We start from the raw sequence: 25,792 nt of genomic DNA on the forward strand, positions 1-25,792 counted from the left end.
ACAGCCCCTGCATGGCTGCTCACGCGTGGTCACAAGCACACGCCATCGGCAGCCATCCCCTCCATGCTCCAAGGAGATCGGTATACGTCAGACGCTGAGGGATATCGTTGGTGGATCTCCCATGCGCGGAGAGCATGAAGTTCCGAATGTTCAGCATGCAGTCACGGCCGACGCGCGCATGCCGGGCACCCCAAGATTGACTTGGCTAGCAAGAACCGCAGCGGCCTTCGGGCCGTCTCTTTGACGAGCGAGGACACCCCGACTGATGGCAGTGACGCAGCAAGAGATCGAGAACCGGTTGTGGGATGCCGCTGACGAGCTGCGTGTGGCGATGCCCGAAGCGCAGTATGCCTCCGTCATCTTCCCTCTGATGTTCTGGAAATACCTGTCGGACACCTGGGAGCACCAGCACGAGCAGTTTCTGGCCGAGAACGAGGGCCTAGACAACCTGTCCGCCGAGGAAGCTCACGAGATCGAGTACCGCGACTACCAGTCGTTCGAGATCCCGTTCATCCACCCTGGCACCGTCCACCAGCGTCGCGCTTCCTGGACGTCCATCCTCGCCACCATCACCCAGCCCGGCCTCGGCCAGCGCGTCCGCGCTTCCCTGCAAGCCATCGAGACGGCCAACCCTGACAAGTTCTCCCGCCTGTTCGGGTCCATGACCTGGACCTCCGAAGAGGTGCTGCCGGGAGAGGTGCTGGCAGCGGTCATGCAGGCAATGGACCGCACCCCGAAGATGCACGAGGGCAACATGTCCCACGACGTCCTCGGTGGGGCGTACGAGTACCTGCTGAAGCGGTTCTCCGACGGGTCCGGCACCCGAGCCGGCCAGTTCTTCACCTCCCGCGAGGTCGTCGAGTTGATCGTCGAGGTCCTGGACCCCAAGGGCCACGAGTCGGTGTACGACCCGACCTGCGGATCTGGCGGCATGCTCATCGCCTCCGCGAACCTCCTGAAGGCCCGCGGCGGGCGTGGCTACACACTCAAGTTGTACGGGCAGGAGGCCGTACCGGACACCGCAGGCGTTGCCCGCATGAACCTTTTTATGCACAACCTCACCCAGTTCAAGGTCGAGGTCGGCGACACTCTGAAAGACCCGCGCTTCAAGAAGCCAGACGGGTCCGTCGCGCAGTTCGACGTGATCGTCGCCAACCCGCCTTACAGCCTGAAGTGGAAGCCCTGGACCAACGACCCGCGCGCCCTCGGCGGGGTCGCCCCGCAGTCAACGGCGGACTGGGCGTTCGTGCAGCACATGATCGCCAGCATGGGCCCGAAGAAGGGACGCGCCGGCGTCGTTCTGCCCCATGGCGTGCTCTTTCGAGGCGGCCAAGAGGCAGCCATCCGCCAGCGTGTCCTGGACGATGACCTGCTCGAAGCAGTCATCGGCCTGCCTGCCAACCTCTTCTACAACACCACTATCCCCACGGCGATCTTGGTGTTCCGCGCACCCGGCACCAAGGACCCAGAGCGGCAGGGCGGCGTGCTGTTCATCGACGCCTCCAAGCGGTTCACCAAGGCCAAAAACCGTAACATCCTCACTGACGCCGACATCGCCGACATCGTGACCGCCTACCACTCCAAGATGGACGCCGACGGCAACCCAGTGGACCCCGACGGAGAAGGCGGACTCGCGGTGCGGTTCGTCCCCACCGCGGAGATCGCGGCCAATGGGTACGACCTGAACATCGGGCGGTACATCAAGCAGGCCGCCGCCGAGCAGGAAGACCTCGGCACCCTCATCGATGCCTACAACATCGCTCGTGCTGAACGCCAGAAGACCGAGCAGCGCATGCTCGCCGTCCTCGCCGCTACCGGAATCGAGGGCTTCGATGAGTGACTGGCAGCGGATCACGCTTGGGGAGGTGATGACCCGGGTTTCCCGTGTAACTCGGGTGGAGGACCTCAGCGAGGTGCGATACGCCGGGGTGCGCTGGAATGCCGGAGGAGTGTACGACCGTGAAACGGTACCCGCGCAGTTCGTCAAGGGCAAGGTGCTCTACCGGATCAAGCGTGACGACATCGTGTACAACCGGATGTGGGCGACCAAAGCTGCTTTCGGGGTGGTCAAGAGCGACGCGGACGGCTGCTATGTCACCAACGACTTCCCTGTGTTCACAGTCAAGCCCGAGGTGGTCATCCCGGAATACGTTGAGGCCATCTTTCACGCCGCTTCGTTCCAGGCTGAGGCAGCGGGCCGAGCGGTCGGCACCACAGAGCGCCGACGTCTCCATGAGCGGGACTTCGTGAACATCCCCGTCGTGCTACCGCCCCTACAGACGCAGAAGAGGATCGTTGAGGTCATCAGCGCGATCGACGACCAGATCACGGCACTTGACGCCGAGGCGGGGGCGTTGGCAGCGGTTCTGCGTCGGCGACGAGCCGACCTTGTCAACAGCGACTCGGGTAAGGCCGTGAGCGCCGAGCACGCCTTCGACTTCTCCACCGGCGTGCGCCGGACGCCCGACAGGGCGACCGGCCGGTACATGACGCCCTACCTCCGTTCCGCGAACGTCGGCTACGGGACGCTCGACCTGTCCGACGTGCTGGAGATGAACTACGACCCGGTTGAGCGCGAGAGGTTCGGCCTCCGCTACGGCGACGTTGTGGTGTCCGAGGGCAGCGCCAGCGCGAATGCTGTCGGAATGCCCGCCATGTGGCGGAACGAGCTTCCGGGGCCTGTCTGCACCCAGATGACCCTGCTCCGTCTTCGGGCGCTGGAAGGGGTCTGCATTCCCGAGTTCGTCTTCCACTGGAGCATGTGGGCCTACGAATCCAGGGCCTTCCTCGACATCGCGGGGGGCACCAACATCAAGCACATCAGCGCCAAGCGGGCGAAGGGCATGACTGTGCGCCTGCCGTCGCTCGACCGCCAACGCGAGATGGTGGTCGAGCTCGACGCGATGGAGTCCGTGGTGAAGGCGACCCGCGCGGAGGCCGCCCGTCTCCGTGATCTTCGCGCGGGGCTGCTGGCGGGGCTGCTGGACCGCACCATCGAGATTGAGTCGGCCAAGCTGGAGGTCTGAGCCGTGGCGAAGGGCATTCGGGAACGCGAGTTCCAGAACTTGATGATCCAGTGGTCGCTCCCCATGGGCTGGACCTTCACCGCGGGCCGGGCGCTGCCCCGGGAGACGACACAGACGGTGATGGCCGGCCTGTTGCGGGACGCCATCGTCCAGTTCAACCCCGGAGTGATCGACGGGTTCGACGTGGACGCGGTGGTCGAGGAGATCGCCGCCACGGTCAACGCCGTCGAGGGCGGGCTGGTGCGGGCCAACGAGCAGGTGCTGCGCCTGCTGCGAGGACACAAGGAGTTCCGAGATGCCGACGGCGCGTGGCACGCTCTGAAGGTCATCGACTTCGGGGACCCGACCGCCAACACGCTGGTCGTGTCGGACGAGGTGACCATCACCGTCCCCGGCAAGACCTCCCGCCGGTTCGACCTTGTGTACTGGGTCAACGGCCTGCCCCTGGTCGTGGTCGAGGTGAAGTCGCCGACCGCTAATTCCGGATGGGCCGACGCCGCCCGCGAGATCAACGACGTGTACGCCACCGAGTACCCGTGGTTCTTCACCCCCAACGTCTTCGCCGTCGCCTCCGACGGGCTGAAGCTGCGCTTCGGCGCCGCCGGTGCCCCCACGAACCTGTGGCAGCCGTTCCGGTCCACCGCCGACAACGAGAACCTGTCCGGGCAGGCCGACGTGCAGCGCTCCGTCGAACTACTGCTCAACCCAGCCACCGTCCTGGACATGCTGGCCAACTTCGCCTTGTTCGACACCTCCGGGGGCGGGGTGGACACGAAGTACCTGCCCCGCTACCCACAGATGGAGGCCGCCCACCTCATCCACAAGCGAGTCCTGGCCGGCGGCCGACAAGGGCTGATCTGGCACCACCAAGGCAGCGGAAAGACGCTGCTGATGGTGTTCGCCGCCTCGCTGCTGCTGGCCGACACCCGCACCGAATCGCCCACGATCATCCTGCTCTCGGACCGGACCCAACTCGTCCGCCAAACCTCCGGGGTATTCACCTCCGCCATGGGAAGCGCCTACTTCCACCAGCCCGCCACCAGCCAGGAGTTGCGTTCCCTGCTGGCCGGCGACGTGCGCGGCGTCATCTCCACGACCGTCCACAAGTTCGCCGACGCCGGCAGGAACCTGTCGACCCGGGACAACATCATCGTGCTGGTCGACGAGGCACACCGCACCCAGTCCGCCCGGTCGACGTCCCTGGCTGGGCAGATGCGCGCAGCGTTGCCGCGCGCGAAGTTCTTCGGTATGACCGGCACCCCCGTCAGGAACCTCTCCACCGACACCTTCGCCCTCTTCGGCGAGGAGACCGACCCGGGCAGGGTGCTGCACCGGTACTCGGTGTCCCGGTCGCTTCTGGACGGGGCCACCGTTCCGGTCCTGCTGGACCCGCACCCGGTCGCCTTCGATTTAAACGACCAGGCGTTGCAGGCTGAATTCGACCAGTTCGCCGACGACTTCGACCTCGATGATCCCGACCGTGAGCTCCTGTCCCGCAAGTTCGGGCGCCTCACCTCGGTGTTCGCCAACCCCGACCGCATCCACGCGGTCTGCCAGGACATCGTGGGCCACTACCTGGCCGGCGCCTACCGCAACGGCCTGAAGGCCCAGGTCGTCGCCTACAACCGTGAGCTGGCCGTGGCCTACACGAACAAGATCAACGAGCTGCTGGCAGGCTTCGAGGCGTCACAGGTGCTCGCCGAGGTCGGCAAGCATGGCCGGATCACCGCCGAGGTGAACATCTCCGTCTCGGACGCCAAGGGCGAAGACCCCGCCATGCGCCCGTTCCGGCTTTCGGAGGCCGAGGAAGAGGAGCAGAAGCGGCGGTTCCTTACCCCGGACGACCCGCTGTGCTTCCTGGTGGTGACCGCGAAGCTGATGACCGGGTTCGACGCCCCCAACGAGGGCGTCCTCTACCTGGACAAGCCGCTGAAGGCCCACACCCTCTTCCAGACGATCACCCGCCCGAACCGCACCTGGGTGTCCCCGACCGGATTTGTAAAGACCTCCGGCGTGATCGTGGACTACATCGGGCTGGCCGAAGAGGTGCAGCGGGCCGTCGTGGATCCCACCTCGCCGGGCACCGGTAAGGGCGGCGGGTTCGTCACCGACCTGTCCGAGCTGGTCGACGAGTTCCGCACCACCTTCGCTCGCATCGAAGACCTTCTCGTGGACGTGGACGGCCTGGACCTCACGGTCCACGGATACGAGTCCGTACGGGCCATCAACGCCTTCCTAGACGCCAACCCTGGCGCCGCCGAAGTGTTCAGCAAGGACTACCGGCTGCTGGCCCGCCTGTATCCGCTCATCAGCACCGACAAGCGGGTGGCCAAGTACCGGGACGGTCTCGGGCTGTTCGGGTCCGTCTACACGACCCTGTTCAAGAAGTCCTCCGACGAGGAGCGGAAAGAGCGGCTGAGTGAGCTGGGACCGATGGTCCTGGAGATCATCAACGCCCACGTCCACTCCTTCTCCGTGGTCGCCACCCGAGAGGAAGCCCTTGTCCTGGACGCGCAGGGCATCGCCATCCTCAAGGAACTGATGGCTCTTGTCCGGCCCAAGCCCGGGAAGGACGGCGAGGACAAGAGACCACCGTCCGCAGCGGAGATTTTGGACCACATCAAGGCCGCTCTCGAAAAGGGCGTCGAACCGGGCTCCGCGAAGTACACCGCCCTCGCCGAGCGAATCAAGCTGCTGCGGGACCGGATCATCCAGAACTCACACGACGCTCTGGAGTTCCTGTCCGAGGCGCTCCGGATCGCTCGCGCCATCGTGAACGCCGGAAAGCACCCCGACGAAGCGGTCGTGCTGGACGAAGACCACGTAGGTGTCCTGTCGCGGATCATCCACGACCACGCACCTCCCGGACTGACCATCACGGAAAGGAACCTGGCCGAGGAGATCGACCAAGTGGTCACCCGCACCCTCGCCCGTTCATGGGACAACGCCGACGCCCGCAACCGCGGCGTTCGTCGCGCCACCGCCGCGATTTTCCGCAAGTACATGCTGAAGCCGGTGGGAGAGCCATATGACTCCACCGTCGCCTACATCGAAGCTCATTACCTAGTTGACTGACGAACGGAGCCCTCGACCTATGACCATGTCAGGCCCCATCGCGCTCCTCCGGCAACCTCACAGTGAGTACCCAGCGTCAAGTAACCACAGTAAGTAGTGATGTCCCGTGTGGGGCAGATACGTCAGGCGTAGGAGCAAGCGCGCTCTCTGTCCGGCAGGTTCCCCTTTGGGGGCCGGGGTGAGACACGCGCACACTTTGTAACCTGCGCACGACCTTCGCGCTACGCTCAGCGTTCCTTGCCCCTCAGAGATTCGTCGCTAGCGCGTGCCCGAACGGTGAGCTCCTCCTGCACCTCATGGTGACGGGTCCGACTCATTGACTTGATCTGTTCGATGTAGTCCTGACGACGACGGCCTCTGGCTGGCGCCCATGACCACCCTCAGGGCTCGGGCCCCTCACCACGAATCGCCGCGGTGCCCTCCTCGCGAGCCTCTGCCGTGACCGAGGGCCCTGGAAGCAAAGCCCCAAGATCGTCTTATCCAAGCTCACAAAAGTTGAGCCCGTCGACCACCTCAGCGATGTCGGGCGGAAGGAGCGAGGGAACTGCCATGAGATGGGCGTCATCGCTGCCGACGGAGTTCGAGCGCCTGCGGTCAAACCCGGACGCGCACCAGCGAGGGCTGAAGCTGGAACAACTCCTGGAGCGTCTCTTCCAGCAGGCACACTTCCGTGTCCAACGCAACGCCGGCATCGCCTGGCCACGACAGACAGACCTGGTGGCCGGCTACGGGAACGTGTGGTACCTGATCGAGGCCAAGTGGGAAACCAGCCCCGTCGGTGTGGACGTCTTCGACGCGGTGCGGTCCCGGTTGGAGCGGGCAGCGTCGTCCTCCGTCATCGGCGTGATCATCAGCGTGTCCGGCTTTACCGACACCATCAGTGAGCAAGTAGTCCAATGCAGAGCAAGGCAACCCGTCATCCTTCTGGGTGAGGACGAGCTGACACAGGCACTGCGAGCGCCGGAGACCTTGGCCAATCTCCTGCGGAACAAGTGGGAGACCTTGGTCACTCACGGTCGTGTGCACCTGACTGCGGGAGCTCGGCATCGTCGTCAGCGCCGACCGTCTACCGACCTACCAGCTTCCGGCCTCGCCTTACTCGACACGGACCTGCACCCGCTGCCATACGTCACATCGGGCGGCGGCTACTCCGAACTCGTCTTCGTTCAGGACCTGCCCGACGTGGACTGGGTGCCTGCGGACGGCAGCGGTGTCAGCCTTGATCTGCCGATCAGCGCTCTCGATGAAAACGGTCTCGCCGACCTTCTACACGCGCTCGACTCCATGGGCTGGATGACGTCCCGGCCGAGTTGGAACATCCAGCAGGCCACCCTCAACTGGCGCGGCATAGGCGCCCGCGAATTCCTCGACACGCTCCGTGCGTGGACAGAGCGCATCGATGGCCTAGAACGGGTGCACCATACAGAACAAGTCACCTACTTCGACATCTGCCAGGGCGGCGGCTTCTACACCCTCACCGCTGAAGTCTCCAGTTGCTCCTCTCGCTTGATCCGCCGCTGCAACGTGTCCTTCCAACTCGTGGGGATCCCCGTAGACGGCTATCCGCTCCGACATCTGTTTGAGCAGTTCAACGCCACAGCCGCCGGCTACTTCCGCCCTCTTACCACCCGAGCCGTCACCCGGCGCCGCTCAGAGAACAACGTCCCCCTGAAACCAGTCGGCTACCTTGTCTCCACAGACCCGTTTCCGAATGATCCGCCCGAAACCGGCTCTTGGCGCGACGACTCTCCTGAATGTCGGCAGGTGCCACGCGAATGGGTCACTGCCATCGTGACCGAGAACCCCTTCCGGAAGAAGAGCAACCTACCCATGCCTAAGGACTGGCCCCGCCCGACAGAAGACAGCGAGTTGATCGTCTGCGCGCTGCGCTCTCATCATCCGCTGAGCAAGATCCCCGACGCTTACCATCTGGACTCTTGGGAGCACGCTCGAACCTCAGACGCCCTGGCATTCCGGCCAGTTGCCGATTGGTAGCATGCGCGGGGACTGTAAATTGTTCTTACAGTCCCAGTTCGATGCCTTTGTTTTCACGACCTCTGGCTCGGAGGCGTTCGGCCTAATGGCCGTCGAGGCGCAAGCCCACCGCCTCCCCGTCGTCTACTCGCAACACTGCGAAGATGGCGGAGACTCTGGGCCAAGCCGGTATCCCGTTCACGGCAGGTGACTCGGCGAGCCTGGCGTCTGCACTCGATCAACTGGCCCGCGACGCGCACTGGCGCAAGTCCCTGATCCGCGCCGGGCCGGTCAACTCCCACCGGTAGGACATCACCCACACCGCCAGGAAGGTGGCCGACCTGACTACCAAGATCGCCACGGACGGCGCGGGAATCTGGACCGGCTGCTGAAGTCCGGTTGCGGTCCGGTGACCTTGGGGCAGGTGTGATGAGACCGCCGCTTCGACGTAGGCACAGTCTTCGGGCTCACGAACATGCCCGAGGTCATGCTTGAACTCCTGCGCCACGGCGTAGATCTGGCCCCGCTCGTCGAAGGAGACGGTGAAGGTCAGGAAGCCTTCCTGGCTCCTGCAGGGGCGCGAGTGAACTCTTTCAGCTCCGACAGAGTACGCGTGTCGTAGCGATCGGGCATGGCATCGCGAAGCGCACCCCGAACTCGCTCGTCGAGATGCGCACCGCCACCACCAGAGGGACGAGAACTGGCAGCGCAGTTCTCAGGGTAGATCAGGAGCGTTTGCCACGAGAAGGCTTATGGTCACCATGCTGTTTGCGTGGCCAGACAGACGACGGGGCTTCGCGTCGTGGGTCGAAAGTCGTGTACCTCGGCTCGCCGCGTAGAGGCGGCACAACAATGATCCGCTGACCATCGACTTGCTCCAGCTCGTTGATGATCCCTCGGATGGAGTGGATAATTGCGCCAGCCGCTGCCGCCAGCGAGCGTAACCCTCCGCTGCTCGTCTCGATGAATACGACGTGTCGTCCCGAGCGCTGGATTGCGCGGCAGATGTCAGGGTCTAAGAGCTGTTGGCTGTCGTTCGAGATGACGACGTCATAGCCCTTACGTTTGGCCTTGTCGTACAGCTGCCGATCCTTGATGCCTTTCCACTGCGCGTTGACATGGCTCATCTCGTGCTTGCTCACCAGCAGCCATGACAACGGCTCCGCGAGCGGCTCCGGAACGTTCTCATCGAGGAGGATCTTCATTCAGTTGCTCAGCCAGCCTGGTCCTGAACATCGAATCTGCGGACGTAGTCCGCGAACTGTTGCGCAGCAAGAGCTGCCTCAGCGCCAATGGATGGGAAGAATCGGGAGATCTCCTCAGCGGGCACATCGTCATCCATGAGGCCGGCAACCTGGTCGTAGCCGACCCTGGTGCCCTCGACTACCGGGAAGCCGGATAGGATCTCGGGGTCAACTACCACGCCAGGCACGGGCTGCTGCAAAGGCAAGACGCGGCCTATGCGGCCGTCAAACTCTCCGAAGATGTCCACTAGATCTGCGAGCATCGCATTGCCTGGCGCTCGCAGGAGGTCGATGGCTTCGTCCCCGTCAACGAGGACGATGGTGTTGCCGCTGCGAACGAGCTTGTACTCAGACAGATGCTCGATCTTACCCATGGCTCGCAAGTTCTTGATCGACTTACGGATGTCCTGCAGTGACGTGACGTCCTTTTGCCGGAGGTAAGTGATCGACCTGAGCGCCACAACGTCTCTGTATGAGTAGAGGACCTTGTGAGGCGTCTGATACTCGGGCGCGAACACTGGGGGCTGACGCCGCCAGTACCTCAACTGCCCCACGGAGGCGCCAGAGAGCGCAGCCGCAAGCACGGTGCTGTACATGTTGCGCCCCTCTCTCCAACTCGTACCTAGCTAGACGTTAACGTCTCAGCTCTGGTTTACATATGGCGATTTACTCACAATCGGCTCAACCGTCCGAGAGCGCACACCTCGCATACCCCCTCTGACCTACGGTACTCAGAGCATCACGGAACGCATGCAGTATTCGCCGATACGACACTCTCGAGCGTGGCGCACGCTGTGCGTTGCTCCCAACCACGGGCCGCCCGTACCGTACAGCCGCCCCAGAAGGCCGGCCAGCTTGACTGGTCCAAGGCGGTGATCGACAGCTCGCACGTCCGGGCGCTCAAGGACGGCCCAAAACCGGGGCCGAGCCCGGTCGACCGTGCCAAACCGGGCTCGAAACACCACGTCATCACTGACGGCAACGGCATCCCTCTCGCCGTCTCCTTGACCGGCGGCAACCGCAACGACGTCACCCGGCTCACGCCGCTGATCAAGGCCATGCCGCCGGTACGCGGCCTCATCGGCCGACCGCCTAAGAACTCCTAACAGAATGATCAGCGAACGAGGCGGCGCCAGCAGATGATGGCAGCGGCCAGCGTCATGAAGGCCTCGTGGATGTCATCGCGGATCTCCCAGCGGATGCGCAGGCGGCGGAACCAGTGCAGCAGCGCGATCGTCCGCTCGACCACGTAGCGATGCACGCCCAAGCCACTGCCGTGCGCAGTGCCCCGGCGAGCAATGATCGGTTTGATGCCGGCCCTCCACACCAGGCGCCGGTACTTGTTGTGGTCGTAGCCGCGGTCGGCCAGCAGGCAGTCGGGCCGCCTGCGAGGCCGTCCGACGCGTCCGCGGACTGGAGGGATCTTCCTGATCAGCGGCATGAGCTGGGTGACATCGTTGCGGTGGCCGCCGGTCAGGCTGAGGGCGAGCGGGACGCCGTGCCCTTCGGTGATGACGTGGTGCTTCGAACCCGCCCGTCCGCGATCGACCGGGCTCGGCCCGGTTTTGGGCCGCCCTTGAGCGCGCGTACGTGCGAGCTGTCGATCACCGCCCTCGACCAGTCCAGTTGCCCGGCGGCGTGCAACTCCGCCAGCAAGGCCTGATGCAGTCGCTCCCACACCCCGGCCTGGTGCCAGTAGCGCAGGCGGCGCCAGCAGGTCATTCCCGATCCGAACCCGAGCTCCTGGGGCAGAAACTCCCACGGGATCCCGGTGTAGAGCACGAACAAGATCCCGCACAACACCTTGCGATCGTCCAGCCGCTTACGACCCGGATGACGCGTGCGCCGCTAGACCTTCGGCAGCAGCGGCTCAATCCGCTCCCACAGACTGTCGCGCACGATCCAGGGCGGCTGCTCACCCTTCCTCACACGACGTGATCAAACCCGCAAACCGTCTCCTGAAGGGCCAAAGTGATCATTTTGTTAGGAGCTCTAAGCGGCCGGCCTGCTTGTACGGCGACCGCGGCTATGACCACGACGAGTACCGTCGCCTGGTCTGGCGCACCGGTATCAAGCCCATCATCGCCCGACGCGGCACCCCTCACGGCTCCGGCCGGGGTATTCACGGTGGGTGGTCGAACGGATGATCGCGCCCCTGCCTTGGTTCCGCCGCCTGTGCAACCGCCGGGAAATCCGCGAAGCGTTCATGACCCTCGCTGCCGCGATTATCTGCAGGCGCCGCCTCGTCCGCTGATCTTTCTGTTGGGACTTCTTAGGGCTCGCCGAAATCTGCTGGGAGCCTCATCTCCTCGCCAACTCGCCTATCAACAGTCCCGACCTCGTTGCCCTCACGCCGAGAGAAGGGGGTATGCGCTGTCTGCCCCGGCTGGGCACGCGAACCACTACCGGGCTCGACCAGATAGCGATCAGGCTGCCGGGTCAGCAAAAGTCCAAGCAGACCCATGAGCCGTTCGTAGGTGCTCCGCTGATCATCGCTTCGCATTAGGGCGAGGAGTAGCCCGACCGAGGCGCCGATCACGAGGACTAGCAGCACCACCCCCAGTATCAACGGCACACCTCCGCCCGAGGCGTAGACCGTTGCGGCTGCCGCGCCTGCGCTAGCAGTTCCGCCGGCAACGGCAAACGTGGTGTGACCGAGCTTGGAACCGGGAGCGGGTGCGGTGGTGTCGTCTGTGGGCGTGCTCTGCCGGGAATCCGGAGTGGAGATGAGCGGCTGTTGCGACGTGACTGCAGTGGCGCTGCTGCGCGCCAGTCGGCGCGGCCGTTGGGTGCTCATGCCTCCTCCAGGCCGTCCGCGTCCTGCATGTCGTTCTCCTCTGGCTCCAGCAGAGGCGATTCTGGATCGGGCGGAGGCATGAGCAGGATCATCGACTCACCGAGATCTCCGACCTTGCTGCGGATCAGTTTCCAGTCGGCGCGGGTGCCGAATGGATGCTCCGGCAACTTGCTCGGGTAATCCGCGAGTTCGGCCTCCAGTTGCTGGACGATGGTTGCTGCTCGGCCAATCAGGTCGACAATCATGAAGCGGCGCTGCTCGTTGAGTTGCTCTCGGGAGAGGCTGCGGTTCCTCTGCGCAGCGCTGACCTGCTCGTGTCGCCCCGCTGCCTTCTGAGGACTAGCCTGCTCAAACAGGTCACCCTCGATGAGCATGCGATAGCTCTGTCCAGACGGAACCGGGACGCCCTCATCGTCAACTACTGGGTAGGTGTAGTCGACGCCTACAGCTCGGCTGGTGCCTGAGCCGCCTGCGCGCTCATGATTGAAGCTGCGGACGACCTGGGCGGCCTGGAGCCGACCATGCCGGGTGTCGATCCAGGAGGCGAGCAGCACCGGCGGTGTGGCCCGGTAGGCCACTCCGTCCTCGCCGATCTTGCTGCCGCGGTCGCGGGTCAGGATGCCGTCGGCGAGCAGGGCGGTGCCAGCTAGTACTTGGAGCGTGCGTTGAGCTGAGACGTCACCATCTTGGGCTAGCCGGAGGAGTTCCTCGATTGGCTCGAATACCGGCTCCCAGTCGGCGAAGATCCCCTCGGATAGAACGCCGCCGTTACGCCAGGCGTTACGGGCGGTGTCGGTCGTCTGGGGCTTGGTCAGCCGCCATGGCAGGTCCACCAGTACTCCGATGAAGCCGGCGTAGCGATGTGGGCGGACAGTGGCGATGCCCTGGTCGCTGCGGATGAATCGCTTGGCTTCGTCGTAGACCTGCGGGTTGGTAAGCGTGCGCACAATAATGAGTGCTCGCCACAGCGGTCGGGCATGACCAGTCCGGTCAGTCACCATCGCAGGGTCCGCCCCCGGGAAGAGAAGATTGATCTCCTCATCAGAAAGAGGTCGGTCCTCGGTGAGGTGAACAAACGCCTCCGACACGTGATCGGCCTGATGCAGATGCAGTACGGTGCGTTGTGCCGTCACGGTGTCTTTGGCCGCCTCGCGCCACGGGCTGACACTGATGTGTCGGATGCTCTGCGCGGCGGCAATGGCGGCGGGGAGTTCATCGAGATCGGTTTCGTCGCTGAACTGCGCCCCGACTATCAGTCGTACGGGTATCCGCCTGGCCTGGAACTCGCGCAGCACTGGCATGGTCAGCCCGCTCCGTGCATAAGCGAGGTTCGCCGCCTCGGCCTGCCGCAGGTACCGTGCTCGGCGTTTCCGGGCGGGCGTCGTCAGAGCGTCCCGCAGTTCCTGCGCAACTCGCTCGATGTTCCTCGCCGGAGACAGCGTGCTGTCGTAGTAACGGACCCATGCTGCGCTGGTTGCCCGCAACGTGCCGTCGTACAAAGCGGCGTTGACCATGGATGGGGTGCCATCGCGGAATCGGGACTCGACCAGGACGGCCTCGACTGGACTCATCACGCCGTGACCGAGAATCGACTCGCTGTAGATGGCGCCAGTGTCGAGCAGTGTTCCGCGGACAGTGCTGTCCACCAAGCTCTCGGCCTCGGCGACCGAATCAAACTCCACCGACAGTTGCGCCTGAAGCCTTCCAGCCTCGTCTCGAACACCGGTGATCTGCGGCCCCTTCGGCAGGCCGCTCAGTCGCACGCTCCCCAGGAGGTACGACAGCGCCTCGGCGTCTGCCTCGCCTTCGAGAATGAGCAGGTGCGTGCTGCCGACATACTGCGAGCTCAAGCCATCGTTGCCCGCCTCGTGCGTGGCGATTCGGATGACCTTGGGGAGATTGATAAACAGCCCGACGGCAGTCTCGATTGCTGTTTCGTTGAGGTTGACGTTGGGATTGGTACTCAAATGACGTTTGAGGGCAGTGAGGTCTTTGGAGGTGGGCAGCGGCAGCGGCAGCGGCTCGCGCTCTATCGGCACCTCCGTGCCGTCTTCGATGACGACAGTCTTGATTCCAGCGGACATGGCAGGACGTCCTTGCCTGCTCAGTACCGTCCAATGCTACTCATGGGACGGCTACCCCAGCCACTATCGGGGACATGGGCATAGCCCACGCGAAACCTGCGGTGAGTGCAACCAGGCGAGTCAGCCATCAAGGGAGTTTGCGGTTCCACCCGCTTGTCCCAGGACCCACTGCTCGGACTGAGCCGTTGTGCGATCGGAAGCACTAGCGCCCGCCACAAACACCCCATCGTTCTGAAATGGATGATACTCCGGGTCAGCGTCCGTTGCTGGCTGACTCGTGGCTCCCTGCCGCACTCACTATTTGTCCACTTTGAGTGCCTTAGTATACCTATGGGTGATTTCTTCCGGGTGGCCCCGGAACTCTTCGATAGCCGTAGCGATTATTGAACAGTGAACGCTTTTCATCCTCACGCTGCCTGCTCAGTTCGGTGATCCGCAGGACGGTGCGATAGTGAAGGTAGGGAAACCAGTAGCGCGCTATGGGAGCAGACGAGGAGCATGGATCCCATGTCGCAGGTCACGCCGCCCCCCGCACCCTTCCCCGCCGCCTCGGTCGAGCAGATCTGCAAAGCCTTGGCCGACGCAGTCACCGGATCGCAGATCCCTAATCTGATCGCTCCGCTGAGGATCACCGAGCCTGCCGGTAGCGAGCAGCAGACGAAGTGGAAGCGTCTGTTCAATGCTGTCGCCGAGTGGCAGAACCGCCAGGGGGACGGAAAGCCCATGCTGCGCCTTGTGGGCGAGGTAATGCGGCCGGTCCGCTTCACCTCCACGCTCGCCTTCGAAGATGCGCGCTCAGCGGTGAACGAAGCTCTCCTCTACAGCGGCTACAAGATCCTCGACGACGGTAGGGTCGCGCGCACGACTGCGGCCACCACCGTGGCAGAGGCCCAGCAACGAGCAGACGACCTGCGTGCAGAGCTGAACCGGCGCGGTGTCCACCCCGATGTTCTGAACTTCTGCCGAGCTGAGCTCATGCAGCGCAACTACTTCCACGCCGTCCTGGAGGCGTCCAAGAGCGTGGCCGACAAACTGCGAGCTCTGACCGGCGAAATCGGCGACGGATCCGGCCTGGTGGACAAGACCTGCTCCATCGGGCAGGGACCGCGCATCGCCTTCAACGCACTGACCACCGAATGGGAGCGCTCGGAACAGAACGGCTTGGTAATGCTGATGAAGGGGTTGTTCAGCACCTTCCGCAACCCGAGCGCCCACGCACCCAAAGTTCTGTGGGCCACCTCCCGGTCTGACGCTCTCGACGTGCTGACCTTGATATCAATGCTGCACCGCCGCCTGGACACCGCGACCGTTCGTCCTTGAAATAGTCGCCCGCATGACCAGGTGTACTATCTTCGGGGCAGCCATCGCGACCCTGCCGATACCAAGCTACCTCCGGATCACATCCTCCGCTGAATGCTTAGATCAAGGTCATTCTTCGGCGCAAATTGAATAGTCAAGGGCACGTGATCGCTACCGGAACGGCCCCGTCGACCCCATGATCACATGCTCGTCACATGCTCTTCAGCCAACGGCACCAGCGAACACCATGTGGCATTTTCAAAGCAGGTAACCGCCAGGCGAGGACGGGGAGTGCACACCGGATACGGATGCTTCGTCGGATGATCATGATCGGACCTTTGTATCGCCTGCTGTCCGAATCCGGCCCCGAGCGCAGGTATTTATAAAGGTGACAGGGATCAGGTGGTCTAGGTGATCGGGCCACACCGACATGACTTCACCGCACGACACCGCCGCACCACGCGAACCGCGGACCATACCGTTCAGCACGACCGACGGCGCTCATCTGCCGATCGAAGTGCCCCCTCGAGCCAGCTGCGGCTGCGCAGTCTTCCAGGCCAGCGCCTTGGGAAACGGCTTCTCATCTCACTCGCACACATGGGTGCGTTCCTGCAGGAAAGCCGTCCTTGCTCTATGACGACTCGAAGCGAAGAGCGCTGAGCCGGCCGCGACGCCGTGCGGAGAGCGCCGACAACCTGGCCCCGCGTTGACCGTCGGATTCGGCCTTGACCAACGCCACCCAGGTGGGCGTCGATACACCCCATCGGCACGGCCATCGATGCGGCGGGGTGACGACCACGGGCGTGCTCGCCCCGATCACGCCGCCGTATCGGCCGTACCGGGCGGGAACACAACGGTCCCGGCGCTCGACACCGCACAGACGGCGGCACGGGCGTCAGGACCGCCGTACGCCCGCCCGTAGCCCGCAACCACCAGGGCCACGGCTGAGCGGGATAGCGCGGCGCGTATCCGGGTCGGGACTTCCCCAAGGCACGCCCTTCGGGGATGGCAACCGGTTCCTTCACCGGCCCGCCTCCGGACTCGGCGCAGCGTCCCTGCACCAAGTGCCGCCCCGCGCAATGCCGCACCAGCCCGATCCAACAGCACCAAATATGAAAGAGGACAGGCATCACGATGGCTGAGGGACGCACCTTCAAACGCTGTTCCTGCCGCGACAGCGACGGCAGGGCACTCGGGCAGCAATGCCCCAAGCTGCGCCGTGCCGACGGCGGGTGGAGCTACCGGCACGGCATCTGGAACTACCAGATCGAACTCCCGCCAGGAGCTGACGGTAAGCGGCGCGGGCCGCTGCGGCGCGGAGGGTTCGCCACCCAGGACGCTGCCAAGGACGAGCTCGGCCAGGTGCGGGACCTGCTCGCGCTGGCCGATCCGCGCGAGCCCGCCACCCGTACCCAGATCGCTGACCTGATCAAGCGGACGCTGGCCGAGACCGACACGCTCCCGGACGTGGAAACGGTCCGCCGCAAGATCAAGACCGGGCAGCACCTCACTCAAGAGATCACCGTCGAGCATTGGCTGGCCGAGTTCCTCAACCGCAAGCGGAAGATCGAGGAGACCACCCGCCGCTCCTACGAGGGCCACATCCGGCTCTACCTCACCCCGTATCTGGGGCGGCTGCGGCTGGAGCAGCTCAAGGTCAGCGACATCGCGTTGATGTTCGAGCAGATCGAGGAGTTCAACGACACCATCGGCGAACGCCGCGCCGATCCCAACCCGCAGGTGCGAGCGAGTGTGAAGTTCCGGCGGCCGGTCAGCATCGCGACCATGCACCGCATCCGCGCCACCCTGCGGCACGCGCTCAACATGGCCATGCGCCAGGACCGGCTGATCGATTTCAACCCCGCCGCCGTGCTGGAGATGGCCGCCTACACCCGGCCCAAGCCGCTGGTGTGGACCGAGGACCGGGTCCGCGCCTGGCAGCAAGACTTCCGCACCTACCGAGAGACCGAGAAACACCGCCGAGGCGGCCGTAGGGTCGATCCCATCGACGCCTACACCAGCGTGCCCCGCCCCTCCCCGGTCATGGTGTGGACGCCCGCGCATACTCGCCGGTTTCTCAAGGAAGCCAAGGCCCACCGCCTGTTCGCCCTCTACCAGCTGATCGCGCTGCGGGGGCTACGCCGAGGCGAAGCCTGCGGGCTGCGCTGGAAGGAGGTCGATCTCGACCGCCACACCCTGACCGTGAACTGGCAGCTCGTGCAGCTGGCCTGGGCGGTTCGTGAGGGCGCCCCGAAGACCGACGCGTCAGTGCGGACCATCGCCCTGGACACCGACACCGCGCAACTGCTGCGCGCCCATCGGCAGCAGCAACTCCAGGAACGGCTGGCCATGGGTGAGGCGTGGACGGACACCGGGTTCGTCTTCACCCAGCCCGACGGCAACCGGCTCCATCCCCAGCACATCTCCGACCAGTTTCTCTGGCTGGCCTACCTCGCAGGCCTGCCGCCTATCCGCCTTCACGACCTGCGCCACGGGGCGGCCTCGCTGATGCTGGCGGCCGGGGTGGAGATGAAGGTGGTACAGGAAACACTGGGACATACCTCGAGTGCGTTCACCGCCGACACCTACACCTCCGTCTACCCGCAGGTCGCCATGGCGGCAGCCGAGAAGACCGCCGCCTTGCTGTTCAACGATGACGGTCAGACCGACACTGGGAAGCTCATCCCGCTGAGGAGCTGACAGTCGGATTAAGCATCCGGCCCCGCATTCGCCGCCTGCTCACGGCGAGGCGGGGCCGCTCTTGCACCGAGTGGGAGGACGGCAAATGGATCATGGTGTGTGCGGGGTTGGTGCGCGCGAGCACGCACGGAGCACGCAAGCGCCAGATGATAATTCTAGAACGCATCCGATCCCGCATCATCGCAGGTAAGACCATGATCGAAGCGCGCCCTGCAGGATTCGAACCTGCGACCGTCGGATTAGAAGTCCGGTGCTCTATCCAGCTGAGCTAAGGGCGCTCCCGCCTTATTGTGCATGATCCGGCGACATGTCACGCACACGTTTTCCTCGTGTCAGTCTGTCAGGCCGATCACACCCCACATGAGCAGCGTGCCGAGGACGGTGGCCGTGAGCGTCCAGCCGGTGGAGCGGCGGGGCGTGTGGGCCTCTGGGAGAATATCGGAGGTGGCGAGGTAGAGGAGGAAACCGGCGAAAAGGCCGAGGTAGGCGCCGAGGATGTCGTCGGGGATGGTGAGGAGGACGGTGAGGGTGGCGCCGGCCACCGGGGCCAGGGCGTCCAGGGTGAGGAGGGTGAGGGCGCGGCGGCGGGTGTTCCCGTACAGGGAAGTGATCGTGTACGTGTTGAAGCCGTCTGTGAAGTCGTGAGCGATTACTCCTATCGCCACTGCCACCGCCAGGGAGGCGTCGGTCTGGTAGGCGGCGCCGATGGCGGCTCCGTCCAGGAGGCTGTGGATGACCAGGGTTGTGCCGGCGGTCAGGCCTACGCCTTGGCGGTGGCGTGTATGGGTGGTGGTTTCCGTGGGGGCGTGGGCGTGGTGGTGGGTGGCGTAGTCGGATTCGTGGGTGGCGTGCATCGCGACCGAACGTTCCACTATGTGGATGGCGAGGAAGGCCAGGGCGAGGGTCAGCATCGGTACGGGGACGCCGTGCACGTCGTACGAGTCCGCCGACAATGCCTCCGGGAGCAGGTCGAAGGCCACCACGCCGAGCATGATGCCGCCCGCGAAGCCGAGGACGAGGTGGCGGCGGCCGCCGACGCGGTCCGCGACGAACCCGCCCAGGAGCGTCATGACGAAGGCCGCCAGCGACAGGAGGATCGGCATGAGGTCGCAGGGTAGCGGGATCGGCTTGGGTGGGGCGGGTTCGGAGCGGGCCGGGCGAGGGTGGGGCGAACGGGGCTGAGAAGGCATGAAGTGGCTGAGGAGGTGCCCTCTGATGGAGTGTCCCTACAACTCACCGCCCCACCGGCTCACCGGCGAGTCGGCGAGCCGGCTTCAGGCGGGTGGGGTGGTGGGTCCGGAATGAGCGGACGCGGGCGGGTGAGCTGGGTCGGGAAGTGGGTGTGGGTGGGTTACCGGCTCGGGGCAAGGCGGGCGCGGGTGAGTCAGCGGGTTAAAAGCGCGGGCGCGGGTGGGATTGCAGGTTCAGGCCAACGCGGACGCGAGTGGGGTTGCAGGTCCAAGAGCAACGCGCAGGTCCAGCAGGCCTACTACGCCGGGTTCCGCGACAAGGCGGGTGGGGTTGCAGGGGTGGGGCGGTGGGGGCGGAAAAGGGGTTTCGGTCTGGGGGTTGGTGGGGAAAAGGGCGGGCGGGGGCGTGCGGGCGGGGCTAAGCTGTCTTGGCATGGTCGCGACGCTCCTGCATGAGATTCCCCTGCAGGGCGGGGATGTGACAGACGGGGTGGTGCGCGTCGGAGACACCGTGCGCAGACCGGCCAGTACGTCGACGCCCGCCGTGCATGCCCTGCTCAGACACCTTGAGGCCGCCGGGTTCGACGGGGCTCCCAGGGTGTTGGGGTTCGATGGGTTCGGGCGCGAGGTGCTTACTTTTCTTCCTGGTACGACCGGGTTGCGGCTGGAGAGCGTGAGTGATGAGGCGCTGGCCGGGTTGGCGGCGTTGGTGCGCCGGTTTCATGATGCGACCGTGGGGTTCCCGCTGACCATGGATGGGTGGGAAGGGGGGTCGAATGATGACAAAGCGCCGGAAGTCATTGGGCATTGTGATTTAACGCCGGAGAACGTGATATTTCGCGCGACCGACCCCACCACCCCCTACGCGCTCATCGACTTCGACCTCGCCCGCCCCACGACGCGCCTCTTCGACATCGTCACCACCCTCCGCCATTGGGCGCCCATCTCCGATCCGGTCGACCGCACCCCGCTGCTCCGCACCGTCGACGTCGGTGCCCGGTTGCGGCTGTTCTGCGACGCGTACGGCCTGCCGCCCCGCGACCGGCGACGCCTGCTGGAGCTGGCCAGGCTGCGTTTTCACCGCTCGTACACGGTCATGCGCACCCGCGCCTCCTCCGGTGGCAACTGGGCCAAGATGTGGGCGAGCGGGGCGGGTGAGCGCATCCGGCGGGCCGCGGCATGGCTGGATGTGCACGAAGATGAGCTTCATGCGCATTTGGTGTGATCCTCTCGGCCTGGCCCTCGGCGTGGCTCTTGACCGGATTTTGGGTGATCCGCGAAGTTCCGCCCATCCCGTCGCCGTGTTCGGGCAGGCGGCGGGGCGGCTCGAAGGTGTGCTGTACAAGGACGACCGGACGCGCGGGGTCGTGCATGTCGCGGTGTGCGTCGGCGGGGCGGCGGCGCTCGGGGTGCTGGCGGTCCGGGTCGCGCCGCATCGTGCCGTACGTACGGGACTGACCGCCCTCGCCACCTGGGCCGTGCTCGGCGGCACCACGCTCGCCCGTGAGGGCGAGTACATGGCGGACGCGCTGGAGGGCGGCGACCTCGAACGCGCCCGCGAACGCCTCCCCCGCCTGTGCGGGCGCGACCCCCGGCACCTGGAGGCCCCTGAGCTGGCGCGGGCCACGGTGGAGTCGCTGGCCGAGAACACCTCCGACGCCGTCGTCGCGCCGCTGCTCTGGGGCGCGGTGGCGGGGGTGCCCGGGTTGCTGGCGTACCGGGCGATCAACACGCTGGACGCCATGATCGGGCATCGTTCGCCCCGGTACGAGCGGTTCGGGTGGGCGGCGGCCAAGCTCGACGACCTGGCCAACTACGTGCCCGCGCGGGTCACCGGCGTGCTCACCGTGCTGACCGCGCCCGATCCGGGCGGTGCGCGGGCCGTGCTCAGCCGGGACGGGCACCGCCATCCGAGCCCGAACGCGGGCCGGTGCGAGGCCGCGTTCGCCGGCGGGCTGGGGGTGACGCTCGGCGGCACCAACGTCTACGAGGGCAGGACCGAGGAGCGGCCCACCATGGGCGACGGGCCGAGACCGCAGGTCGAGGACATCCGGCGGGCGGTCAGGCTGACCCGGGCGGTGGGGCTCGCCGCCGCAGGTGTCGCCGTCGTCACGGCCTGGGCGCTACGCCGCCTCACGCGCCCCTGACCCGCGGCGTCGTCACGGCTCGGACGGTACACCGATGAATCGCGAACCGAAGGAGGGCGCCCCCCGTGGCCCGGGCAGGGGGCGCCGGAAGGTCACATGACGCGGTTGAGGTTGAGGACGAGCCAGACCACGAAGATCGAGATGAGCGTGATGCCGACCATCGACTTCGCGGCGTTGTTGGCGACGACTTTCCTGGCCGTGACCTGCTTGGCGCTCTGCTTCCACACCTGACGCATGAGGATCATCGTCTGGAAGCGGCGACCGAGGGCGAACACGGCGATGGCGATGAGGATGAACAGGATGACACGGCCGTCTGCAGGTTCCACGGGCTTTCCCCCCTGTGGTCCTTGAGAACTCCTTGATCCCCCCGAAACTTTTGAAGGCACAGAATACTCGCACGACCGCGTTTTGTGACGGTGATTATTCGTCGAGATCGACCACGATCGGCGCGTGATCGGACGGGCCCTTCCCCTTGCGGGCCTCGCGATCGACGTACGCCGAGCGCACCCGCCCCGCGACGTCCGCACTGGCGTAGACGAGGTCGATGCGCATGCCCTTGTTCTGATGGAACATCCCGGCCCGATAGTCCCAGTACGTGAACGGGTGCGGCCCCTTCATCGGCGTCGGCACCACGTCGTGCAGCCCCAGCTCGCGCAGGGAGGCGAGGGCCTGGCGTTCGGGCGGCGTCACGTGGGTGGCGCCGGCGAAGAGGGCGGGGTCCCAGACGTCGGCGTCGGTCGGGGCGACGTTGTAGTCGCCGCAGGCCACCAGCGGGCCGGCGGGCAGTTCCGCGGCGAGCGCGTCCCTGAGCGCGGCGAACCAGGCCAGCTTGTACGCGTAGTGGGGCGAGTCGACGGTACGGCCGTTGGGCGCGTACAGGGACCAGACCCGCAGCCCGCCGCAGGTCGCGCCGATCGCACGGGCCTCGGGACGGGCGGCGCCGACCCCGTCGAGCTCGCCGAAGCCGGGCTCACCGGGGAAGCTCGGCGTCACCTCGTCCAGGCCGATCCTGGACAGCACGGCGACCCCGTTCCAGCGGCCGTCGCCGTGCGCGGCGGCGGCGTAGCCGAGCGCGCCGACCTCCGCCACGGGGAACGCCTCCGCGGCGCACTTGGTCTCCTGGAGGCAGACGACGTCGGGCTCGACGGCGGCCAGCCAGTCGAGCAGGCGGGGCAGCCGTGCCTTGACCGAGTTCACGTTCCACGTAGCCAGGCGCATCCTCCCAGCCTGCCACGCCACCCCGGATCAGGCGTCGAGGGCCTGCCGGATCCTGGCCGCCAGGGCGGCGGCCTCCTCCGGGGTGTGCTCGACGACGCCGTTCTCCGCCATCAGCGCGTGGTACTGCTGCCGCTCGTACGGCACGCCGGGCGGCAGGGCGGCGATGTGCCAGTGCAGGTGGGCGTTGCCCTGCTGGCTCCCCAGGGACAGCAGGTACGTGCGCTCGCACGGCACGCTCGCCTCCAGCGCGAGCGCGACCCGGCGCACGACCCGCATCACCGCGAGGAACCGGTCCTCGGTGAGGTCGCGGACGACGTGCTCGACGTGGGCCTTGGGCGCCACGAGGACGTATCCGGGCAGCGAGGCGAAGCGGGCGAGGAACGCGATGTGCTCGCCGTCGTCGTGGACGACCTCCTCGGGCTGGTCCGGGGATCCGTTGACGATCCCGCAGATGAAGCACGGTCCCGTGCGGGAACGGCGGCTGTAGCTCTCCAGGTCGAACGGCACCCGCCTGATCGGATCGGTCATCATCGCCCTTCACGGGAACACGTGGTCCGAATGTGCGTGATCGTCCCGGCCGAGCATAACGGCCGCCCCGGATCAGGATCTCCTGGTGCGCTCGACCCCCACGGTGATCTCGTTGTTCAGCCGGCGGCCCAGCAGCAGCTCCAGGTCGTCGCCGCTCCAGAACCTGCCGGGGTCGTACCAGTTGGGCCGCCGCCCGGCGGGCAGCAGCCCCATCTCCTCGTACGTGATCGCCACGACCTCGGCGCAGTAGGCGCTCTCCAGGTTCCGCTGCTTCGTCAGCCGGCCGGGGATGCGCCCCCTGAACCAGCGGGCGGCCAGCCGGGCGGTGGACGGGAACGGCGTGCCGTCGAGCCTGGCGACCGTGCGCAGGGCGGCGTCCTCCATCTCGGGGGTGGCCTCGGGGTCGAGCTGGCGCAGCCAGGCGCGCTGGCCGTAGCGGTCGGCCCAGACGGTCACCGCGTCGCGCAGGTCGTGCAGCTGCACGCCGCGCTGGTGGGTGCCCGACCACAGGTCGGGCAGCGACCTGCCCAGCTCGGCGTGCCACATCATCGGGGGCAGGTCCTCGATGACGATCGCCATGCCCACGTGGTTGACCGGGCTGTTGGTCATCGTCTGGATGGCGCGGTCGGGGACGGAACGCCCGCGGAAGATCCACAGGTCGCCGGTCCGCGTCACCCCGACGGCCTCGTCGAGTGTCAGCACAGGGCTTAGCCTAGGCACCATGCGCTGGTGGAAGTGGCTGGGTTTGGCGGGAATCATGGGCGTCGCCGCCACGGGGGCGGTGATCGCGCGGGCCGAGCGGCGCCGCCGCGCGTACACCCCTGAGGAGATCAGGGCGCGGCTGCGCGAGCGCGCGGAGGAGGCGCAGGCCGCTCAGCCCGACGGTTTGAGGTCGTAGACGAAGACGACGTCGGGGTAGGCGGGGTTGTCGTCGTAGCCCTGGATGCCGCCCAGGAAGGCGCGGCGCGACTTGACCACCCAGGGCAACGCGGCGGCGGCCCGCTGGTCGAGCACCCGTGCCGTGGCGCGCTCGTAGACGCGCTGCGCGGCCGGCTTGTCGGTCACGGTCAGCTCGGGCACGGTGTCGAGCATCGCGTCGAGCTGCTGGTCGTTGAGGTACGACAGGTTCATGACGGGCGGGTTGGCGCTGTGGAAGACCTGCCCGAAGTAGGAGTAGCCGTCGGCGTAGTCGGGCCACCAGTACATGACGAAGATGTCCTGGCCGCGTTTCTTGCCCAGCTCCCATTGGGCGTTCCAGTGCATGCCGCGCACTTCTAGGGTGACGTTGAGCGCGGCCAGCGCCTTGCGCAGCCGCCTGGCCAGCACCTCCTCGTCGGCCTCGCCCTCGCCGTAGGTGAGCACCAGCCGCAGCGGCTTGCCGCCGGGCCCGTAGCCGGCCTGCTGCAGCAGCCGGGTGGCGGTCTCGAGGTCCTGCTGGGGCACCCGGTTCGGCATGTGGCCGAGCAGCCCTTCCGGGACGACGCCGCTGGCCGGCATGACCGAGCCGCCGAGCGCCTTGACGATGCCCCGGTAGGGGACGGCCTTCTGGACGGCCTTGCGCACCCTGATGTCCTTGAGCGGCCCCGAGGCGGTGTTGAACAGCATCACGGCCGTGCTGAACGAGGGCCGGTCGGAGGTGCGCAGGCCGGGCGCGGCCTGGGCGCGGGCGAACAGCTCGGGGTCGAGCCTGTCGACGAAGCTGGCCGCGCCGCGGCGCAGCATCGAGTACGCCCGCTCGGGGTCGGGCACGACGCGGTATTTGATCGTGTTGTAGTGCGGCCTGTTCCACCCGCCCCAATAACCGTCGTACGCGCTGAGCGTGAGCTCGTCCTCCTTGCCCTTGTTCCAGCGCGTCACCGTGTACGGCCCTGACCCGGCGTCCCTGCCCTGCTGGAACCACTTGGTGAGGTCGGGGGCGGCCTTGGTGTCGTAGATGTAGGCGGCGTACCCGGCGGAGGCGACCAGGTCGAGCGGCACCGGATACTTCAGCGCGAACGTGACGGTCAGCGGCCCCTCGACCCGGATGGAGGAGACGGCGGCCCAGATGTAGCTGGCGCCGGCCTTGCCCTTGATCGTGCGCTCGATCGACGCCTTGACCGCCTCGGCGTCCAGCGGCCTGCCGGTGTGGAAGGTGACGCCGGAGCGCAGCGTGAACGTCCAGGTGCGGCCGTCGGCCGAGGAGCGCCACGAGGTGGCCAGGCGCGGCGCGGACTTCTTGGTGACGGGGTTCCAGTAGGTCAGGGTCTCGTAGACGTTCTGGAAGGCGATGATCTCGTTGGAGTAGGAGCGGCTCGGGTCCCACTCGGTGACGACGTCGGTGTTCTTGACGTAGACGAAAGGCGACTGGCCGGCCGGGGCCCGCTGCTCCTCCTGAGGCGGGGAGCAGGCGGCGAGCATCATCAGTGCGACGGCCGCTGCGAGTGGACGGCGCAACGCATCTCCCTCTGGTGGCCTGACGTACCCGGGGAAACCTACTCCAAGATCAACCCGGAAGGCGCCACGGTGTCCAA

Annotated in this window: 19 protein-coding genes, 1 tRNA gene and 3 pseudogenes; 12 read left to right on the forward strand and 11 right to left on the reverse strand. The window is 66.0% G+C overall.

The window, feature by feature from the left end; translation table 11 throughout:
* Window positions 1–265: 265 nt before the first annotated feature.
* From AB0K18_RS12290 to AB0K18_RS12310, 5 genes are all read left to right on the forward strand, one after another.
* Complete coding sequence (locus tag AB0K18_RS12290) at window positions 266–1,840, forward strand: N-6 DNA methylase (protein WP_364913728.1); 1,575 nt, start codon at window positions 266–268, stop codon at window positions 1,838–1,840.
* The gene (locus tag AB0K18_RS12295) at window positions 1,833–3,026 is read left to right on the forward strand and encodes a restriction endonuclease subunit S (protein ID WP_364913731.1); all 1,194 of its coding nucleotides are present in this window, start codon (window positions 1,833–1,835) and stop codon (window positions 3,024–3,026) included. Before AB0K18_RS12290 ends, AB0K18_RS12295 begins: the two co-directional genes overlap by 8 nt.
* A 3-nt stretch (window positions 3,027–3,029) precedes the next feature.
* Window positions 3,030–6,101 carry an HsdR family type I site-specific deoxyribonuclease gene (locus AB0K18_RS12300; protein WP_364913734.1) on the forward strand — a complete coding sequence of 1,024 codons (3,072 nt, stop codon included), beginning with the start codon at window positions 3,030–3,032 and terminating at the stop codon, window positions 6,099–6,101.
* A 549-nt stretch (window positions 6,102–6,650) separates the two neighbouring features.
* A complete protein-coding gene (locus tag AB0K18_RS12305) occupies window positions 6,651–8,096 on the forward strand; it encodes a restriction endonuclease (protein ID WP_364913737.1) in 1,446 nt (481 codons plus the stop codon).
* Between the two features lie 143 nt (window positions 8,097–8,239).
* Window positions 8,240–8,383 carry a hypothetical protein gene (locus tag AB0K18_RS12310; protein WP_364913740.1) on the forward strand — a complete coding sequence of 48 codons (144 nt, stop codon included), beginning with the start codon at window positions 8,240–8,242 and terminating at the stop codon, window positions 8,381–8,383.
* Between the two features lie 417 nt (window positions 8,384–8,800).
* Here AB0K18_RS12310 and AB0K18_RS12315 read toward each other — a convergent pair whose 3' ends face one another.
* Window positions 8,801–9,280 carry a DUF5615 family PIN-like protein gene (locus AB0K18_RS12315; protein ID WP_364913742.1) on the reverse strand — a complete coding sequence of 160 codons (480 nt, stop codon included), beginning with the start codon at window positions 9,278–9,280 and terminating at the stop codon, window positions 8,801–8,803.
* 8 nt (window positions 9,281–9,288) lie between these two features.
* Entirely contained in the window at window positions 9,289–9,915 is a 627-nt protein-coding gene (locus AB0K18_RS12320; protein ID WP_364913745.1) for a DUF433 domain-containing protein, read from the reverse strand.
* 249 nt (window positions 9,916–10,164) lie between these two features.
* Here AB0K18_RS12320 and AB0K18_RS12325 point away from each other — a divergent pair.
* A pseudogene (locus tag AB0K18_RS12325) lies at window positions 10,165–10,410 on the forward strand (transposase); the annotation flags it as partial.
* 23 nt (window positions 10,411–10,433) lie between these two features.
* On the opposite strand, the pseudogene AB0K18_RS12330 reads toward AB0K18_RS12325, so the two are convergent.
* Window positions 10,434–11,221 (reverse strand): annotated as a pseudogene (locus AB0K18_RS12330) (IS5 family transposase).
* A 92-nt stretch (window positions 11,222–11,313) separates the two neighbouring features.
* On the opposite strand from AB0K18_RS12330, the pseudogene AB0K18_RS12335 reads away from it, so the two are divergent.
* A pseudogene (locus tag AB0K18_RS12335) lies at window positions 11,314–11,495 on the forward strand (IS5/IS1182 family transposase); the annotation flags it as partial.
* A 617-nt stretch (window positions 11,496–12,112) separates the two neighbouring features.
* On the opposite strand, the gene AB0K18_RS12340 reads toward AB0K18_RS12335, so the two are convergent.
* The gene (locus AB0K18_RS12340) at window positions 12,113–14,200 is read right to left on the reverse strand and encodes a hypothetical protein (protein WP_364913748.1); all 2,088 of its coding nucleotides are present in this window, start codon (window positions 14,198–14,200) and stop codon (window positions 12,113–12,115) included.
* Window positions 14,201–14,707: 507 nt separating this feature from the next.
* Between AB0K18_RS12340 and AB0K18_RS12345 the strand changes: the two genes are divergently transcribed.
* Together AB0K18_RS12345 and AB0K18_RS12350 are read left to right on the forward strand one after the other, a co-directional pair.
* Window positions 14,708–15,520 carry a TIGR02391 family protein gene (locus AB0K18_RS12345; protein ID WP_364913751.1) on the forward strand — a complete coding sequence of 271 codons (813 nt, stop codon included), beginning with the start codon at window positions 14,708–14,710 and terminating at the stop codon, window positions 15,518–15,520.
* A gap of 1,113 nt (window positions 15,521–16,633) precedes the next feature.
* Window positions 16,634–18,199 (forward strand): tyrosine-type recombinase/integrase, encoded by a 1,566-nt coding sequence (locus AB0K18_RS12350; protein WP_364913754.1) that lies wholly within the window; start codon window positions 16,634–16,636, stop codon window positions 18,197–18,199.
* Window positions 18,200–18,403: 204 nt separating this feature from the next.
* On the opposite strand, the gene AB0K18_RS12355 is transcribed toward AB0K18_RS12350, so the two are convergent.
* Window positions 18,404–18,477, reverse strand: a tRNA-Arg gene (locus AB0K18_RS12355).
* Between the two features lie 54 nt (window positions 18,478–18,531).
* Entirely contained in the window at window positions 18,532–19,302 is a 771-nt protein-coding gene (locus AB0K18_RS12360; RefSeq protein ID WP_364913757.1) for a ZIP family metal transporter, read from the reverse strand.
* 520 nt (window positions 19,303–19,822) lie between these two features.
* Here AB0K18_RS12360 and AB0K18_RS12365 point away from each other — a divergent pair.
* On the forward strand, window positions 19,823–20,614 hold the full coding sequence (locus tag AB0K18_RS12365) for a phosphotransferase (protein ID WP_364913760.1): 792 nt from the start codon (window positions 19,823–19,825) through the stop codon (window positions 20,612–20,614).
* Window positions 20,598–21,536 (forward strand): cobalamin biosynthesis protein, encoded by a 939-nt coding sequence (locus AB0K18_RS12370; protein WP_364913762.1) that lies wholly within the window; start codon window positions 20,598–20,600, stop codon window positions 21,534–21,536. The genes AB0K18_RS12365 and AB0K18_RS12370 overlap by 17 nt, the downstream gene beginning before the upstream one ends.
* 92 nt (window positions 21,537–21,628) lie before the next feature.
* Here AB0K18_RS12370 and AB0K18_RS12375 read toward each other — a convergent pair whose 3' ends face one another.
* The 4 genes from AB0K18_RS12375 to AB0K18_RS12390 all read right to left on the reverse strand — a co-directional run bounded on the left by AB0K18_RS12375 (window position 21,629) and on the right by AB0K18_RS12390 (window position 24,005).
* On the reverse strand, window positions 21,629–21,862 hold the full coding sequence (locus AB0K18_RS12375; RefSeq protein WP_355418579.1) for a hypothetical protein: 234 nt from the start codon (window positions 21,860–21,862) through the stop codon (window positions 21,629–21,631).
* 94 nt (window positions 21,863–21,956) lie between these two features.
* Window positions 21,957–22,754, reverse strand: coding sequence for an exodeoxyribonuclease III (locus AB0K18_RS12380; protein ID WP_364913767.1), 798 nt, complete (start codon window positions 22,752–22,754; stop codon window positions 21,957–21,959).
* A 27-nt stretch (window positions 22,755–22,781) separates the two neighbouring features.
* Window positions 22,782–23,285, reverse strand: a complete 504-nt coding sequence (locus tag AB0K18_RS12385; protein WP_364913769.1) for an HIT family protein — start codon at window positions 23,283–23,285, stop codon at window positions 22,782–22,784.
* Window positions 23,286–23,354: 69 nt separating this feature from the next.
* A complete protein-coding gene (locus AB0K18_RS12390; protein WP_364913772.1) occupies window positions 23,355–24,005 on the reverse strand; it encodes a hypothetical protein in 651 nt (216 codons plus the stop codon).
* Between AB0K18_RS12390 and AB0K18_RS12395 the strand changes: the two genes are divergently transcribed.
* Window positions 24,004–24,180, forward strand: coding sequence for a hypothetical protein (locus AB0K18_RS12395; RefSeq protein WP_364913774.1), 177 nt, complete (start codon window positions 24,004–24,006; stop codon window positions 24,178–24,180). The two genes, AB0K18_RS12390 and AB0K18_RS12395, sit on opposite strands and share 2 nt — an antisense overlap.
* Here AB0K18_RS12395 and AB0K18_RS12400 read toward each other — a convergent pair.
* Window positions 24,156–25,715, reverse strand: coding sequence for an ABC transporter substrate-binding protein (locus tag AB0K18_RS12400; protein WP_364913777.1), 1,560 nt, complete (start codon window positions 25,713–25,715; stop codon window positions 24,156–24,158). The two genes, AB0K18_RS12395 and AB0K18_RS12400, sit on opposite strands and share 25 nt — an antisense overlap.
* Window positions 25,716–25,792 lie beyond the last annotated feature (77 nt).

The sequence above is a fragment of the Nonomuraea sp. NPDC049421 genome, assembly GCF_040677005.1.
GTDB classification, from domain to species: Bacteria; Actinomycetota; Actinomycetes; order Streptosporangiales; family Streptosporangiaceae; genus Nonomuraea; species Nonomuraea salmonea.